The organism is Halobacteriovorax sp. JY17 (assembly GCF_002753895.1).
Classification (GTDB): domain Bacteria; phylum Bdellovibrionota; class Bacteriovoracia; order Bacteriovoracales; family Bacteriovoracaceae; genus Halobacteriovorax.
This window is the reverse complement of the sequence record NZ_NJER01000003.1, coordinates 298,739-314,267: the sequence shown is the minus strand read 5'-3', so window position 1 is coordinate 314,267 and position 15,529 is coordinate 298,739. Positions and strand designations below refer to the sequence as shown.

Annotated in this window: 15 protein-coding genes and 1 other RNA gene; 9 read left to right on the top strand and 7 right to left on the bottom strand. The window is 34.3% G+C overall.

The genetic code is table 11. The features are described 5' to 3' along the window. Positions 1-9 precede the first annotated feature (9 nt). The 4 genes from CES88_RS13915 to CES88_RS13900 are packed head-to-tail and all read left to right on the top strand — an operon-like array spanning position 10 to position 4,867. Positions 10-1,014, top strand: a complete 1,005-nt coding sequence (locus tag CES88_RS13915; RefSeq protein ID WP_290735566.1) for an NAD-dependent epimerase/dehydratase family protein — start codon at positions 10-12, stop codon at positions 1,012-1,014. Beyond that, complete coding sequence (locus CES88_RS13910; RefSeq protein WP_290735563.1) at positions 1,011-1,796, top strand: HEXXH motif-containing putative peptide modification protein; 786 nt, start codon at positions 1,011-1,013, stop codon at positions 1,794-1,796. The genes CES88_RS13915 and CES88_RS13910 overlap by 4 nt, the downstream gene beginning before the upstream one ends. After that, the gene (locus CES88_RS13905) at positions 1,786-3,225 is read left to right on the top strand and encodes an ABC transporter substrate-binding protein (RefSeq protein ID WP_290735561.1); all 1,440 of its coding nucleotides are present in this window, start codon (positions 1,786-1,788) and stop codon (positions 3,223-3,225) included. Before CES88_RS13910 ends, CES88_RS13905 begins: the two co-directional genes overlap by 11 nt. Continuing rightward, entirely contained in the window at positions 3,215-4,867 is a 1,653-nt protein-coding gene (locus tag CES88_RS13900) for a HAMP domain-containing sensor histidine kinase (RefSeq protein WP_290735558.1), read from the top strand. The genes CES88_RS13905 and CES88_RS13900 overlap by 11 nt, the downstream gene beginning before the upstream one ends. Here the strand turns inward: CES88_RS13900 and CES88_RS13895 are convergent, their stop codons facing one another. After that, a complete protein-coding gene (locus CES88_RS13895) occupies positions 4,868-6,007 on the bottom strand; it encodes a hypothetical protein (RefSeq protein WP_290735555.1) in 1,140 nt (379 codons plus the stop codon). A 127-nt stretch (positions 6,008-6,134) separates the two neighbouring features. Here CES88_RS13895 and nadC point away from each other — a divergent pair, with 127 nt between their 5' ends. Together nadC and CES88_RS13885 are read left to right on the top strand one after the other, a co-directional pair. After that, the gene (nadC, locus tag CES88_RS13890) at positions 6,135-6,986 is read left to right on the top strand and encodes a carboxylating nicotinate-nucleotide diphosphorylase (RefSeq protein ID WP_290735552.1); all 852 of its coding nucleotides are present in this window, start codon (positions 6,135-6,137) and stop codon (positions 6,984-6,986) included. After that, positions 6,987-8,552 carry an FAD-dependent oxidoreductase gene (locus tag CES88_RS13885; protein ID WP_290735550.1) on the top strand — a complete coding sequence of 522 codons (1,566 nt, stop codon included), beginning with the start codon at positions 6,987-6,989 and terminating at the stop codon, positions 8,550-8,552. It begins immediately after the preceding gene. 15 nt (positions 8,553-8,567) lie between these two features. Here CES88_RS13885 and CES88_RS13880 read toward each other — a convergent pair whose 3' ends face one another. The 3 genes from CES88_RS13880 to CES88_RS13870 form a co-directional block, all read right to left on the bottom strand. Beyond that, positions 8,568-8,822: a hypothetical protein gene (locus CES88_RS13880; RefSeq protein ID WP_290735547.1), complete on the bottom strand. Its 255-nt coding sequence runs from the start codon at positions 8,820-8,822 to the stop codon at positions 8,568-8,570. A 180-nt stretch (positions 8,823-9,002) separates the two neighbouring features. Further along, entirely contained in the window at positions 9,003-9,146 is a 144-nt protein-coding gene (locus CES88_RS13875; RefSeq protein ID WP_290735545.1) for a hypothetical protein, read from the bottom strand. Between the two features lie 199 nt (positions 9,147-9,345). Beyond that, positions 9,346-9,876, bottom strand: coding sequence for a pentapeptide repeat-containing protein (locus tag CES88_RS13870; RefSeq protein ID WP_290735542.1), 531 nt, complete (start codon positions 9,874-9,876; stop codon positions 9,346-9,348). Between the two features lie 196 nt (positions 9,877-10,072). Here CES88_RS13870 and CES88_RS13865 point away from each other — a divergent pair, with 196 nt between their 5' ends. From CES88_RS13865 to CES88_RS13855, 3 genes are read left to right on the top strand one after another with little or no spacing between them, the layout of a single operon-like run. Beyond that, positions 10,073-10,708 carry a helix-turn-helix transcriptional regulator gene (locus tag CES88_RS13865; RefSeq protein ID WP_290735541.1) on the top strand — a complete coding sequence of 212 codons (636 nt, stop codon included), beginning with the start codon at positions 10,073-10,075 and terminating at the stop codon, positions 10,706-10,708. Then, a complete protein-coding gene (locus CES88_RS13860; RefSeq protein WP_290735538.1) occupies positions 10,705-11,484 on the top strand; it encodes a hypothetical protein in 780 nt (259 codons plus the stop codon). Before CES88_RS13865 ends, CES88_RS13860 begins: the two co-directional genes overlap by 4 nt. A 25-nt stretch (positions 11,485-11,509) precedes the next feature. Then, on the top strand, positions 11,510-12,559 hold the full coding sequence (locus CES88_RS13855; RefSeq protein WP_290735536.1) for a hypothetical protein: 1,050 nt from the start codon (positions 11,510-11,512) through the stop codon (positions 12,557-12,559). On the opposite strand, the gene CES88_RS13850 is transcribed toward CES88_RS13855, so the two are convergent. The 3 genes from CES88_RS13850 to rnpB form a co-directional block, all read right to left on the bottom strand. Then, positions 12,547-13,761 carry a twitch domain-containing radical SAM protein gene (locus CES88_RS13850; RefSeq protein WP_290735533.1) on the bottom strand — a complete coding sequence of 405 codons (1,215 nt, stop codon included), beginning with the start codon at positions 13,759-13,761 and terminating at the stop codon, positions 12,547-12,549. The two genes, CES88_RS13855 and CES88_RS13850, sit on opposite strands and share 13 nt — an antisense overlap. Then, on the bottom strand, positions 13,758-15,089 hold the full coding sequence (locus tag CES88_RS13845; RefSeq protein WP_290735531.1) for a twitch domain-containing radical SAM protein: 1,332 nt from the start codon (positions 15,087-15,089) through the stop codon (positions 13,758-13,760). Before CES88_RS13845 ends, CES88_RS13850 begins: the two co-directional genes overlap by 4 nt. Positions 15,090-15,134: 45 nt before the next feature. Further along, positions 15,135-15,486: RNase P RNA component class A (gene rnpB / locus CES88_RS13840), an RNA gene on the bottom strand. Positions 15,487-15,529 lie beyond the last annotated feature (43 nt).

The following is a 15,529-nucleotide window of genomic DNA, read 5'->3' as shown; positions in this document are numbered from 1 at the left end:
GATTGTAAAATGACTAAAGTTCTAATCTTTGGAGGTAATTCATTCGTCGGAAGAGAAGTTGTAGTTAAACTACTTGATTTGGGTCATAAAGTTATAACTTTTAATAGAACTGGTCCGCGAGATAATTTCTCCCATGAAAACTTAAATACAGTTAGGGGAGATATTTTAAATCCTGACGACTTGAGGAAGCTAGAGAATCTAGAATTTGATGTAATTGTGGATAATGTGTCGGTTAATGAAAAAATGATCGAAAATATTATTTCTGCACTTAGGCATCGAGTTAATTTGAAGTATGTTTTCACTAGCTCATCAGCAATTTACCATCTTGTAAGAGATTTAAAAGAAAATGATTTTACTGAGTCTGATGTTGATGTGTTTACTAAATATGAAAAGAATCCGATGTTTCAAGATCGAGAGTGGGACTATATCCAAGGAAAGGCTGACTGTGAAAGAGCTTTAATAGAGAGTGACTTTCAATATAAGTTAATCGTTAGGCCTAATGTTATTGTTGGAAAGAATGACCCCTTAAAGAGAACGAATTACTTTTTCGAAAGAGTGTTTGATTCGAAAGGTGTTTTACTTCCAGACGTAGGAGAGAATACTTATCATCTTGTGTATGCCTCTAATCTTGTAAACTTCTATATGGATCTAATTTTAAATTATATAAAAACTAGTGAATTGGTAGTGAATTATTCTCAGGATGAAGTCTTAACTAATAAGAAATTTATCTCTTATTTGGATGATAATTTTAAGAAAAAAACAGAAATATATAAGATCAATAAAGAATTATTTATTGAAAGAGGAATTGCTCTCCCACCTTTTGGAAAGTGGGGGAAGTACGAGTTGGACTTAACACTATTAAAAACAATAGAAGACAAAAGTAGAATTATTCCTGTTTCACAATGGATGAAGGATTTAACAGAAGAATTTCTTTTAAAAAAGGAGCCTAGCTACGCTAAGCAGTTTCGATCACTAGAGAGCGATATAATTTCTAAAGAATTGAGAGCCGAATGAATTTTGACTTAAGTAATTGGACCTTTGGGGATAAATTTGAACAAGTACGTTCGTCATATGCGAAGGCCTTAATAGATAACTTTAGTATCGATTTCCTTGCTAGTGCACCGATTGGATATTTGACTCTTCTTTATTACTCAAACTTATCTCACCAAGAACTAATAGGTGTGAATGACTTCTATAAGCAAAGGATCGTTAACAAAAATGTTTCAGTAGAATTTAGAGAGTTTTGGAAAAAACGAATCTCAATTGTTAGCGAAAAATTAAATCCTTTTCATGGGGATTTAAAAAGATTTGATCTCGAATCAATTATTTCTGAGGTTGAAGAGTCTGGGGAATTTGGAATTGATCTTAAAAAGCATCTGAGGTTCTGTTTTGTAAAGGCTCCAAACTTTAGAGGTGCATCTCATCCTCACACGTTGTTTTGCCTCTATTTAAATTACGATGAATGTGAGAAACGCTCTGATGTTATAAAGTCCATTGTTCATGAAATAGCACACCAAGAACTATTCATTCTAAATTTGGAAGATCGACTTGTTCGTGAGGAGAGTGATGGGACTTTAAAATACGCACCTTTTCAAAGAAAAGAGAGACCTCCAATAGCAAGGCTTCATTCTGCACATGTTATGTATAGATTGATAAAGCACGTTGAAGACTTTTCTTACGATTTAGAAAATGAAAAAGAATTACTTAAAGATACGCTCGATACTTTTGATCATTTACAGTTGACGGCTGCGGGAATGTCCTTAGTTGAAAACTATAGGAGAGTTCTTGAAAGTTAGCCTTGTGTTAGTTCTTATTTTTCTTAGCCTTCAAACTTTCGCTCAGAAGAAGTACGAAATTTCTATGCCCATTATGCCTAAGAATTTACTACCAACTAAGCAATGGTATTATTATCATTACTTTATTTCTAAGTATCTATTTCGAAATTTAGTTTCAGTAGATAACAAAGGACTTCTCCGAGGAGATATTGCAAAAAGATGGACTATATCAAAAGATGGTCGGAAGTATACCTTTCAATTAAAAAAAGATGTAGTTTACCAAGGTTATCATATTACAGCACATGATATTGAATATTCCTTTAAACAATATTTTGATAAATCTAATAAGAGCTCAATTAAGAGCTACTTAATGAACGCCTTTAGATTGGAGGGGAAAGATTTAAGTAAACAAAACTACGGAGAGCTAGTACAAGTAAATGACGATTATTCTATTACTTTTAATTTAAAGAAGCCCTACGCTCCTTTTCTTTATGTACTGTCATTACCTACGTTTGGAATCATCCCCAAGATAACGAGTAAGACAGATTATACTTTCTTGAAAGATGGAACAGTTCCAGGGAAGTTTGCACGAAATGTAGTGTTAAAGTTCAATAACGATAAACTTAGTATTGTTTCAAAAGATAAAGAAATCGCGATATCTAAGGGAAAAAATCTTTTAGGTTATGATGTGGCCATGGGGATTTCGGAAAAAGAAGTGAATCTACTTAGGGATCATGGTTATTCCGTTATATCTTTAAATGGTCTTGCGATTAATCATCTTTATTTTAACTGTGCTGATGAATTTTCATTAGCATTAAAACAGAGAACTTTTTTGAAGAAGATATTTCAAGAATCTTTTAAAAAAGTTGAGGACACTAGTTTAATCTCCTCTCAGACAACATTTCTTCCAAACGGAATTATGCCAAGGCCCTATTATTTAACGAGCCTGGAGAAGAGTGTTGAAAAAGTAAAGATTGATAAGAAAATAAGAATAATCCTAAGAGTGGAGCACTTTCCAGTGAAAGTAATTGAAAGGCTCAAAAAAAATCTGTCAGAATATCAAATAAAATTTGATATTATTCTGATAGAAGGAAAAGACTATGTAAAGAACCTGCAAGAGCGCAAGTATCATCTCATTTCGGGGGCATCTGTAGGCGTCTTTCCTGATCCTGATGGTTTCTTAAGTATACTTGAGGAAAGTAACCGTTATAAATTTTTAAATTGTAATACATCTAACCTAATGGATTCTCTTTCTAAACATAGAAACTCGAATAATGTTGTTGATAGATTGAAGGGGTATTCCGAGTCATTTTCTAGTTTTGAGAGTGAGAATAAAATAATTCAAGCTTTTTCTATAAAGCCAATCATTGTGATGAAATCTAAGAGAAAGCTTTCTAGATTTAGTTATAAATTTATTCCAAGTTTAGGAGATGTAATTGATGAAAATTGATTTATCTCTATCTAAAGCGATATCAATACCTTTACTTATTTTGAATATCTTGTTCTTGGTAGTGATGAGCGTTTATCTCTATGTTTCATTTGATAAGATGAATAATGAGAATTTTAATAAACTTTATACCGAAAATCTTTCTCTTTTTTCGTCTCTTGTTTCTCAAGATATAATTATGGGACAATATGCTTCAGTCGAAAAAAAGTGTAATCAATTCTTTGATCAAAACACCGTTAGCTATATTCAAATTTTAACAGAAGAAAACCTTGTCGTTTGTCGGAATGGATCAGAGTTATCGGGGGGGAATTTAATTAAGAAGAATCTCTACTTCGATACGAAAAAGGAAGAGAGGGCAGCGGAAGTCGTTCTTGGGTATAAGAAAGAAGAGAGTATTCTGAGCAGAGTGCTAATGTTGCTACTCTTTTTAACAATTTGCTTTTTTACTGTAGCGATTATTTTGAATAATTATCTAAAAAAAGTCGTCATTAGGCCTCTTGAGAAAATGACGAGGTCTTTATCTGAAATTGTTAGGTATACAGAAGTTAAAGAAGATGATTTCTATAATAATAGAGTTATTAATATTACGGAGCTTAACTCATTGTTTAAGAACCGAAATGAGCTCTTGAAACAGTTACAGAGTTACCAAGATGAAATCGTAAGAAATGTGGAGGATAAGGTTATTGTTGAGGTCGCTCAACAAGTTGCCCATGATATCCGCTCACCACTTGCCGCTCTGGATATGGCGATTAATAATTTAGATGAAATAGAGAAGCCTAGGCTTAATTTAATTAAAACAGCATTAAATCGGATTCGAAGCATTGCCGATAATATGCAGCAAAAGACAAGAGCATCACTAGATATTACAGTAAGCGAAGGAGAAGAATTTAATTTCTTTACACTTCTTTCTGAAGCTATTGAAGAAAAGAGGTTAGAATATATTGAAAAAAGTGGTCTCGAAATTAACTTTAATTACTGTGAAAAAAGCACTAAAGAATGGGGGTGTTTTTCTCAGGTTGACCTAAAAAGAGTTTTATCAAACCTTATTAATAACTCTGTTGAAGCATTGCCTTTAAATCGAGGAGTTATAGAAGTGAAGTTTGATTCGGATTCACAATATATTTATATATGTATATCTGATAATGGAGTAGGCATAGATAGTACTGATTTAGATAAAGTTCTAGAGAAGAATTTTACTAAAGGAAAGAAAAGTGGAACAGGGTTAGGTCTTTCTCATGCTAAGGAGAAGATACTAAACTGGGGTGGTAGTATATTTGTAAGTTCTATAAAAGGTGAAGGGACTGAAATTTCAATTAGCCTTCCAAAAATGCAAGTTCAAGAAGTATTGATTGATGATGATGAATTGATAAGATTTACTTGGGCAGAAGCAGCAAAGAATAAGGAAAGGAAGTTCTTATGTTTTGAAAGCTGTGAGGACTTTGAGGCACAATTACCTGAGCTCGAAGGGTATGTTGTTCTCTATTTAGATAGTCATTTATCTAATGATTGTAGAGGAGAGGAGAAGGCCAAAGAATACTATGAGAAAGGAATTAAAGAAATATATCTAGAAACTGGCAATGAATCTTCAAGTTACAATTCGATGTATTGGATTAAGGAAATTATTGGCAAAAATCCTCCTTGGTAATTACTCTCTTATTTTTTTCTTTCTACATTCCAGGCGATGTCCTGCTGAGAGAATAAGTCTACTACAAGTGATATTCGTTGTTTTTGCCTTCTCTCTATCTTTCTTTATACTCCAGTTCATTTTTACTACCTCATCATTTTTGTTTTTTATTTTAATTCTATTTTGAGGAATATTGTAAACTCTTGAACTTGAAAGAGAAATTGCTAGAGCGAGATAGCGTATCTTTCTTGTATTTGAATAAATTAAAAGAAAGACTAGTCCTATAATATCAATTTCAAAATCTATAGAATATTTAGATAAAGTATAAGAATAAAATGTGAGAAGTTTAAAAACTTTAAGTAATGGAAAACATAGATTGAGATAAGTTAAGGAGCTGATCCAGTAGAATATGAAGAGGAAAGGGAATATTAAAGAGAATAGAGAAGTAAGTAAAAAACCTAAGAAGAATCCAATTAAGGAAACTTTAATGGGGAAGAAAAGAGTTAAAAGTAAATTTGCTGAGAAGAAAGAGAAAGCAAGTGAAGAAAATTTTATATTGGAGAGAAGACTACCCAGAAAGAGAAAGCTAAAGGTGTAACTCATAGGATTTTGAGTATAAGTTCCAAAAATAAAATCAAAAAAAAAACTGAGAAGGAAAATATAGAAGAAATCAATTTTATATTTAAGCTTTCTAAAAAGCATACCTGTTATTCGTAAAGTTGAAATTCTCTTAAGCGAATAGAACTGATTAAGACCAAAAGGTAGTAAGCACAATATCAACTCAACACCAAAGGCTAGTTTTCTTTTCTCTTTTTTTCGAAGATTTTTTATAAGGGGAAGAAAGAGTATAAAGAAGGAGCTAAAGTGAATTCCGCTTGGTGTGAAGAGATGGTTAATATGTAATTTTGAAAAACTTGTTTTTAGATCTTTAGTTAAGCTTCTCTTGTCACCCAAAATAAAGGCCCTCGATAAAGCGAAGTCTTCTCTATCTTGAACTTCCTTCATTCTCTTTAGGTGCTCTTCTATAAAAGATGAGGAGCGAGTGACTTTAAAAGGAGCCTTCTTATTACCAATATTAATGGATAAGAGTACTAAGCTTGTTATAAGAATAAAAGGGAAGCGCCATTGGAACATTATTGTCTTTAAGCAGTAATTAATCATTATTACCTCTTGTAACTGTCTGATTTTACTTTATTGAAGGAAGAGCTATGTCAAATGTTGGGGGAAGGGTTTTTAAGGACTTAACTTATTGTTTCTGAGGGGATATGTACTTACTATGGGAGCCAATATGAGTAGTATATTAATTGAAAAATCACTTGAAAAAGACTTCGAACATTTCTTTTTAGAAGATGATATCTCTCGGAATCATTCCTATATTGCAAGCTTACCTAATGACAGAGTTTCTTGTTCTTTAAAAATTAAAGACGACTTAGTTTTAGCGGGACTTCCATACTTCTTTGGAGCATTTAATTATCTAGGCGCAAATTTAAGTACAGAAGAGTTCTCTAAATTTGAAGGGATGAATTATAAGAAATCAGAGAAAGCTGAAATTCATTTCGATCTTCCTTTCTCTCTCGCCTTAACAGGAGAGCGAATCGCTTTAAATCTTCTTCAAAGAGCAAGTTCAATTGCAACATTTACTGCTAAGTTTGTAGAGCTTGCTAAAGATAGTGAGATAAAAATTTTAGATACAAGAAAAACAACGCCAGGGTTAAGAGGTCTTGAAAAGTATGCTGTAAGAGTTGGTGGCGGTTATAATCACCGCTTAGGTCAAAGTGATATGTGGATGGTTAAAGACAATCATAAATCATTCTTTGGTGGCGTAAAAGAGGCGGTAGATTTCTTTAGATCAATGAATGGATTCTATACTCCTATTGAAGTTGAGATTCATGATTTAGTTGAGCTCCAAGCGGGCTTTGAACTTGGAGTTAAACATTTTATGCTTGATAATTTTTCTCCAAGCGATATTAAAGAAGCTGTTACGATGAAGCCAAGTGGAACTACATTTGAAGTTTCAGGTGGAATTAGAATAGATACTATTCAAGATTATCTTATTGCAGGTGTCGATGCCATTAGTATTGGGGCCATGACATACGCTGCTCCAGCAGTTGACTTATCTCTCAAGTACAAAAGGTCATAGATGTCAGTTTACGAATTTGATGTTCTTGTTATTGGTTGTGGTATCTCTGGATTAACCTCTGCGGCGAAGCTTGCAGAAACAGGAATGAAGGTGGGAATTCTCACAAGAGATGAAGATCCCAAGGTTTCAAATACTCTCTATGCTCAGGGAGGAATAATCTATCCTCATGAAAGTGATAGTGATCTCTTAGGAGATATTGAAAGAGCATCTTCTTTTACTGCAAATATGAATGCCGCAAGTATCTTAAAAGAGCGCTCGGGAAAAATATTGGAAGAAATTCTAATCAATAAGTCTAAGACAAATTTTGCAAAAGATGAAAATGGAGAACTTCTTTTTACAAGAGAGGCGGCTCACTCAAGAGATCGAATTCTATATCAAGGTGATTACACTGGAAAAGAGATTCAAGTTTCTCTTTTAAATTATTTAAATAATAAAAGTAGATTTCCAAATGTTCATCTACTTACAAAACATACGGCCATTGACCTCTTAACACCTGTTCACCACGGTGTAAGTATACAGCAGCGCTATGAAGATAATTATGTCGTAGGTGTCTATGCTCTCAATCAGGAGACAAAAGAAGTCGCAAAAGTGATTTCTAAGTTTACTATTTTAGCGACAGGTGGAATTGGCGGACTCTATCTTCACCACTCAAACTCCGAGGGAGCAAGAGGGGATGGGCATGCGATGGCAAAGAGGGCCGGAGCAATTCTAACAAATATGGAATTTATTCAATTTCATCCTACGACTTTCTTTGATAGTTCATCTCATCGAAGATTTTTAATTTCGGAAGCCATTAGAGGGGAAGGTGGAAAGCTCATTAACTCAAATGGTGTGGCCTTTATGGAAAAGTATCATCCAGATAGAGAGCTTGCTCCTCGTGATGTTGTCTCTAGAGCGATAGCAGATGAAATTATTGAGACAAGACATGATTGTGTTTATTTGGATATTTCTCATAAAGATAGCACTTGGCTTAAAGAAAGATTTCCAACTATTTATGAGCACTGCCTTGAAAAAAATGTTGATATTACTACTGAGCCGATTCCTGTTGTTCCTGCCGCTCACTATACATGCGGCGGAGTAAAAACGAATCTAAAAGGGCAAACAAATCTAAAGGGGCTCTATGCCGTTGGGGAAGTTGCTTGTACGGGACTTCATGGCGCAAACCGGTTGGCATCAACTTCACTACTAGAAGGGCTTACTTGGGGCTATATTGCAGCAGAAAATATAATCGAAAAAATAGGTTCAGCTTCTCTCTATGATGCTCATAAAATTCAAGATTGGAGAAAGGGAAATTTAGAGGCGGACAATGCTTTGATTTCTCAGGATTGGCTCACTCTAAAGCAAACGATGTGGAATTATGTTGGACTTACTCGTACATCTCATCGATTGAAGAGAGCCGATGCAATGTTCAGTGAACTCTATGATGAAATTGAAAGATTTTATAAGAATGCTGAACTTAAAGACAGTCTTATAGGTCTTAGAAATGCTGTTGAAGTTGGTTATATGGTCTTAAACTCGTCTAGAAGAAATAGAGAGTCAGTGGGCTGCTTTTATAGAAAAAGCTAGCCCACATGAATCGTTCTATGCTGCAAGGTTTACAATTGTTGGGAAAGGGTAAATTATTGAGTCCACATGCTGATTGGCTACTTCATCAATTATGTCTTGAAAATCAGCCTCGATCATTCCATCGTCTTTTGCCGAAATCCATATAGAGTTAATATGGTCGTTAAATTCACCAGCAAAGAATTGTCCTAGTTGCATGCAGCTCTTGTAGGCCAATTGCAATTCATCGCGGTACTGGTTATAAAGTTCTTCTTCTAATTCAAAATTCTCCATCAACTTGAGCCTCCGTTTACGTGCTATGAAAGTATTTTAAGATGGATATACGAATTTCTTATAAAAAATTGAAAATTGTATAAATTTCATTTACTTATAGAGACTTTCTGTTTAACGCTAAATTTGTATGAATTCGACGTATTATATATATTTTCAGATAGTTGCAAGTATCTTAGCCAATTATTCTAGGTCACTTTCAAGATTTCCTAGATGCTGGCCAATGGTAAGGTTGGGCAAAATCTCGTGCTTATACTTAGTCACTACACCTTGAGCTGTCTCAGCAATTAAAAAAGATAGTATTAATGATGCAATTAATTCTTTCATAGCAAAACTCCCATTTCGCTACCGTCTGAGGATGTGCTCTGGCACCCGGAGGTGCCAGATCAGTAGGTAGGATTTTGAGTTGTCCAGGTGATAAATCCTTTTACCAGTTCTGAATTAGATAAGTTGCCTCGCTGTCTATAGATATGACTTTCGAATATATCCTTGAGGCAATCTGAGCTATATTCGTTATTTCAATACTTTATGCAGCTTGTTTTCCAAAGAGAAAGCTTTCAATCAGATTTGTGAAGTTCTCTGACTGACCTTGCTCTATCTTTAGTGCGGCTTCCCCTGCCATAAGTGCCTGATCCCATGAGAGATCGAAGTTGCTCGTACATGAGCTATGGGTGTTATTGCTCTCTGAAGAGCTAAAGTGCATGGTTACAGCACAGAGGTAGCAGAAATTAAATTGCGTCTTCTTGATAGGAGAATAATCCCATTTGCAATTTTCTATCCTTGTGCCTGTAAAATTGCTGTGCATAATGTTAGTAAATTTGAACTCGCAATTTATGAAATTGCAATTTACAAACTTGCAATTTTCAATTTTTGATCCATAGAAAACACAGGACTCGAAAGTAACATTCTTAAAGGTAGTGAGAGAGAAGAGAGAACCTGAAATACTCAAGCCTTTGAATTCTTTAGTATTTATTACCATATTCTCGATAACTTCATACTTAGCATCCACTTGGCACTCATTCAAAAAAGGATTAAAGAATTGAGTTAGAGTTTTCATGTCGGCTACTCCCGAGTCTGTGTTTTTGGTGCAACTAAGTTGCTCCGTGCAATCAAATATTAATTCATTTGACTAATTGCGTCAAGAATAAAAATTGCACTAAGGAATTTTTTTGCAATTCCGATAATGATTACAGGCACTCACGAAGGATAATTTAATATTGTTTTTTGTGATAACAGCAACTTGGAGAAGACACATGTCGAATTTCAATCAAGATAAAATTGCAGAGTACTTAGGTGTTGTTCGTAAGTATATGCAAGTACGTGGTTCCTTATCGCAAAAAGATTTGGCCGAGATTACTGATGTTGGAGTTTCTACTATGAGTAGATTTTTAGCGCAGAAAACCTCAGATATTAATCCACAACTTGTTGCAAAAATAACTGCAAAATTAAATATCCCACTTCATGAAATGATTGATTTTGTCGAAGAGGAGTATGCGGATCACTTTATAAAACTAGTTAAATTTTATAAAGAGGTTGAAGACGAGTACTCGAGAGAAGAGCCTTCGATGACTGATGTTAAAGGACCAGTAAGCGCTCCGGCAGAGAGAGAGAAAAATTTTGAAGATACTTTTGCAGATGCTCTAGGCGGAGGAACTGCAAATCAAAGTGTGACCGCAAAAATAAAAGTAGGAGGAAAGTCTCAAAGTATTCAATTCGAAGGAAGAAGAGACGGTGACCTTACAATAAAAGAGAAGTTAGAGAGTCTAACTCCGCGGCAAAAAGCTTATATGAGTGACTTTCTAAATTTAGATATTGAAGGAAGAGATTTAATTGTTGACTTAGGTAATGACCTCTTTAGGTTCTTAAGACAAAAAGGAATGACCATTTGAAGAAAATATTTTTTCTATTCTTATTTTTTACGGTGAAGTCATTCGCTCTTCCTGATCATGTTCACTTCTTTTTTATTTCTCCAGAAACCGTTTCAATTATTAATGAAATTGGAGACGAAGAAATTAAATTTTCAAAATTGACTGCAAAGAATATTACAGGTGGAGAACTAGACTGCGTTCCTATGGGAGACGGTTGTTTTAATCCACAAATTGGATTTGTAGAAGATCAATCGAAAAGTAAACCTATCGCTAAAGAGCAACCTGCTCCGCATAGAACAATTAATGCAACAGATGTTGATATGATTAATTGTGAGAAAGGAAATTACTTTGACATTTTTTGTGGGAAAGCAAAGAAGGAAAGTGGAGCGCGAGCTGAAGTTGAAGTTTGGTTAGATACAAGTTCAAGTATGAGGACTGTAGATTATAACAAAGATGCAAGCTATTGTGAGAGAAGAATTATTGCAAGAAAGTTTAGAGAAGGATGCGGAGAAAAAGTGAATATTCAATTATTTGATACTTCGATAAAGCAAATGGGTGATCTCGCTTCGGCATGTGTGAATTACGGATTAAATGACCAAAAGAGACTCATGAGGTGGATTAATGATTCATCTGTAAAGCAGCTCTATGTATTTACAGATATTGATGAACTCTCTTTAGAATTAAAAGACTATCTAGATTCAATTCCTTCAACAATCTATGGAGGAGATCAAAAGCGCTACACTATGGAAGACGTTCATGAAATGACGGATAAAGCCGTTGCTAACTATTGTAAATAGTCTCTAATTCTAGTAAAAGTATCTAATGTATAAGAAATTACTTTATTGGTCTAAAGACCAGCACTCCCATTTACCTTGGAGAGAGAATAGATCACTCTATTTAACTCTTGTCTCTGAAATTATGTTGCAACAAACAACAGTGCAGACAGTTGTTAATCATATAGATAAATTCTTAAAAAAATATCCAACATTGAAATCTCTAGCAAAAAGTTCTGAAGAAGAAGTTTGTATTGCTTGGAAAGGCCTTGGGTATTATAGAAGAGCAAGGAACTTATTAAACGCAGCAAAAGAAATTCAAGAAAAGTTTGATGGAGTGATCCCAACAGATGTTGAAACACTAAAAAAAATTAAGGGAATAGGTGACTACACTGCTAATGCTATTGTTGGAATTGGTGCAGGTAAGAAAGCCTTGGCCGTAGATGCAAATCTTGAAAGAGTTATTGCTAGGCTGTTTGCGATTGAAGTTGTAAAAGGCCCAAAACTTCAAAAAGAAATTTATAAGCAATTTCATGAAGGGAAAATTTTAAAAGAGCTAACTAACAAAAATAGTAGAGAGCTTAATGAAGCTTTTATGGATTTGGGAAGAGTTTTATGTCAATCGAGAAAGGCTGAGTGCTTATTGTGTCCAATGAAGAAGTCATGCCAATCTCTTAAACTTGGCATTGTTGATAAGATTCCAAAGATAGAAGCGAAGAAAATAGATAAACATGAATTAGACCTTTTGAGAGTGGTCGTGAAAAGCAAAGGAAAAGTTCTGGGGTATACCAAGACAAGCAAGGAGTGGCTAAGTGGTCAAATAGAAGTTCCGACTTTTATTTTAAAGAGCAGTGATGAGAATCTTTCTCAATATCCTACATCGCCAATAAAGTTAAGTGTCAAAGATTTGAGAGGGAAAGTTCAGTTTAAATCTTCTATTACAAAGTACAAAATAACTAATTATATAATAGAGCTTGATAAAGAAGAGTTTGAAAAAAATATTTCTAATGTTAGGAATTATAAATTCTTTAAGAGAGATTTTGAAAATATAAACTTTACGACTACAACAATGAAATTGCTTAAAAACTATTTTAAATAATTCACTAATACTTCGTTTAACTCTTTGAAGTCTTTCTCGAAATTGTTTTTTCTATTTTTTAATAGAATTGAGTTATATCTCTGAAACATTCTTAAATTCTTTTGATCATGCTCTTCGTTGTAAAATAGCTTTGAAAGTTGGTGATGTTTCTTGAAAGGAATGAGAGGGAAGACTTCTTTAATTTTCCTTTTTCTCACTTCTGGTGGAATTGAAAGTGGAGAAAGGAAGAATGGTTCGGTTACTACGTTAATGCTATAGCAAATGTCTTTCCTTATTAAAACGATTTTCTTGTATACTTCTTCAAATGTTAAGAAGTTATAAACACTAAGAGTTTGAAGAATAATTATTTCAACATCTAGTCTCAATATTTTTTCAAAGTTATCAAGAACTTTCTTCCAGGAGAGAGGGTATCGAATAAAATTATTTCTAGCTTCGACATCATCAATACTACACTTTACTATTACCTTCTTAAATTCTTTCCATAAGTCCGTAATGTCTTTAGAGATCAGAGAGAGATTTATATTATATTCAAGAGTAATATTCTTACTTAGATTATGATCAATAAGGTATTTTAAAAAAGAAATTTGCTTAGAGTAGAGCATTGGTTCTCCACCATTTATATTGATAAAGCTAATATCTTTTGAGTATTTCGAAAGGTCACTCCAGAATTCTTGTGTTTCCGGCCAGTTAAACATTTCATCTCTTAAGCCAGTATAGTTAACACCAATTTGAATATCTGTATTTTTCGAAATCTCTTTATACTCCTGAGTCCAAGATGACGAGCTTGCAGGATTGCAAGTTGTACATTTTAGATTACATTTATTACCAAGTCTAAGCTCTACTTTTTTTAGAGAAATAGGGATTGAGCCGTCCTCTTTAGTTATTTTTCTCGCCTCTTTAAAAGAGAAATAGTCTTCAATAATTTCTTCTTGCCTTCTTGAACTTGTTCCTTGGTCCTCATTTTTATAGCAACCCATACAAGCTGAAGGTCTATTTCCTGAGAGCATTTCAAGGCGAACTTTCTTAAAAGAGTCAGAGTTTAAAATGGAGTCAATACTATTTGAGTTTAATGAAAGAGTTTTATCTTTGCTTCGAGCACTGCCGATTGAGTTTGTACTATCTGCAAGACAGCAAAGTGTTACTTCCCCAATTGGGTGAGTACTAAGGTGAACCCATGGCAGAGGACAAAATGTACAACTCATATAGATTCCCACCATGTTCTTGCTTCTTGGTTTCTCTTTAGAATATCCGAAAGGGTGAAATTATCGTTTCTTATGGATTCAGTCCTTAAGTGTTTTATCTTACCTATTTTTAATCCTGCTTCATATGTGTCGGGATATTTCTCTTTATGTGTCTGTCTTTTTCTTAGATCAAGAAGAAGCTCGAGAAGATTTTTAGAGTATTCGGTTAGATTTAAAAGGTTATACTTTATTAAATCATTTAAAATACTATTTAGAATACTTCTTGGTAGAGCGAGAGGGGAGAGAATTATGCTTGGGTCAAAAGCATAAACGAGTTTAGGGTAAATCGGAATATTGAGGTTATTGCTAAGATCAATCATTTTTTTGAGACTAAAAAGCCCAGGCAGTGTGATAGTGATGTCAAGAGCAAGTTCTATTTGAGAATTCTTGTTAGAAAACTCTTTTGCTTTTTTTAAATTTTTAAGCCAACTATTCCATTTTAATCCTGTTCTAATATATTCACCAATCTCTTCAGCACCATCAATACTTACAAGTAGAATAACTTTTTTAAAATGGATTAATAAATCATCAAATAAATTAAGACCGTCTTTAGAAATGAGTGAGAGGTTTGTATTATATCTAATAATTGTATTTTTAGCATAATTTGAATCCACTAAGAACTGCATACTCTTCCAATGAATATCCCAAAGTAAAGGTTCGCCACCGACCCAGTAGATTTCTTCTATTTCTTCATTTCTTAAAGCCTGTTGAAACTCAGCAGTAACAACATTACTTTGAAAATTTTTAATTTCTTGATTTAGTTCTGAAATCAACCAGGGATCAGACTCTGGAGACCATAAATTATTATCGATCTTTTCTTTTTCCCAGCGTGATGATAACTGATCACCACACATTCTACAGCTAAAGTTACAAGTATTATCAAATCGATAATCATATGATCTTGGCTTCATGGAAGTACTACCATCTTCTGTGGTGGTTTTAACGGCATCTTCGATTAAATGAGGAAATAGGTCTTTGTTAAAATAGTCTCTGTAAGTAGAAAGAGTTAGCTCTTTTTCATGGCAAACACTACACTCGTCGGGAACTTCTCCATTTAACATTTTCTTTCGAATGGATTTTATAAAAGGACCATTCCAGTAATCTTTCAGGCTCAATGGATTATAGTTTTTTAAAGAATCTTTATTAGTGAAATTACTATCTAGATATTGTCTCGCAAAATTAAACTCTTCTCTACTCGCGCAACAGAGTCTCCGCTCACTTTGAGGACTGATAAATGTATGCGTCCAAGGAGCAATACAAAATGCTTTGTTGATGGGTTCTTTCTTCACTATTAAATGGTACTCAGATAAGACATTTTATGCAAACGCTATAAAAGACCGAGATGGGAGATAAGCCGGGTTTTGTCGTGAACTATCATTCGTCTAGGCCATAAGTTACCTTATGGCTCGAGCGCTTTACCCGCCTGCACGGACTGGCCGCCCTTAACACAGGCCTATTTAAGCTTGCACCACGTAGAGTTTACCTGTTTTCACTACAGCAGGTATCATAAAGATTCGAAGCAAGGTCGGCCGAAGCTACCCCTTACGTTCTCAGACCCCTGTACATCCTTTCTGTTGCACTTGTCCTCACCTCGCGGTGGACGGGCATTACCCGCTACATCGCCATGTGGAGCCCGGACTTTCCTCCCGTGAAGTAAACTTCACCGGCGATAGCCTTCCCATCTCGGAACCCATTTTATGCACTAAGTTATTTACTTCGTCAAATGTAT

Excerpts from the sequence above, each read along its gene's own strand:
- CES88_RS13865 (WP_290735541.1), top strand. The coding sequence starts at position 10,073 with ATGTCGAATTTCAATCAAGATAAAATTGCAGAGTACTTAGGTGTTGTT.
- CES88_RS13850 (WP_290735533.1), bottom strand. The coding sequence starts at position 13,761 with ATGAGTTGTACATTTTGTCCTCTGCCATGGGTTCACCTTAGTACTCAC.
- CES88_RS13915 (WP_290735566.1), top strand. The coding sequence starts at position 10 with ATGACTAAAGTTCTAATCTTTGGAGGTAATTCATTCGTCGGAAGAGAA.
- CES88_RS13910 (WP_290735563.1), top strand. The coding sequence starts at position 1,011 with ATGAATTTTGACTTAAGTAATTGGACCTTTGGGGATAAATTTGAACAA.
- CES88_RS13875 (WP_290735545.1), bottom strand. The coding sequence starts at position 9,146 with ATGAAAGAATTAATTGCATCATTAATACTATCTTTTTTAATTGCTGAG.
- CES88_RS13885 (WP_290735550.1), top strand. The coding sequence starts at position 6,987 with ATGTCAGTTTACGAATTTGATGTTCTTGTTATTGGTTGTGGTATCTCT.
- CES88_RS13870 (WP_290735542.1), bottom strand. The coding sequence starts at position 9,876 with ATGAAAACTCTAACTCAATTCTTTAATCCTTTTTTGAATGAGTGCCAA.
- CES88_RS13895 (WP_290735555.1), bottom strand. The coding sequence starts at position 6,007 with ATGATTAATTACTGCTTAAAGACAATAATGTTCCAATGGCGCTTCCCT.
- CES88_RS13880 (WP_290735547.1), bottom strand. The coding sequence starts at position 8,822 with ATGGAGAATTTTGAATTAGAAGAAGAACTTTATAACCAGTACCGCGAT.
- CES88_RS13855 (WP_290735536.1), top strand. The coding sequence starts at position 11,510 with ATGTATAAGAAATTACTTTATTGGTCTAAAGACCAGCACTCCCATTTA.
- nadC (WP_290735552.1), top strand. The coding sequence starts at position 6,135 with ATGAGTAGTATATTAATTGAAAAATCACTTGAAAAAGACTTCGAACAT.
- CES88_RS13900 (WP_290735558.1), top strand. The coding sequence starts at position 3,215 with ATGAAAATTGATTTATCTCTATCTAAAGCGATATCAATACCTTTACTT.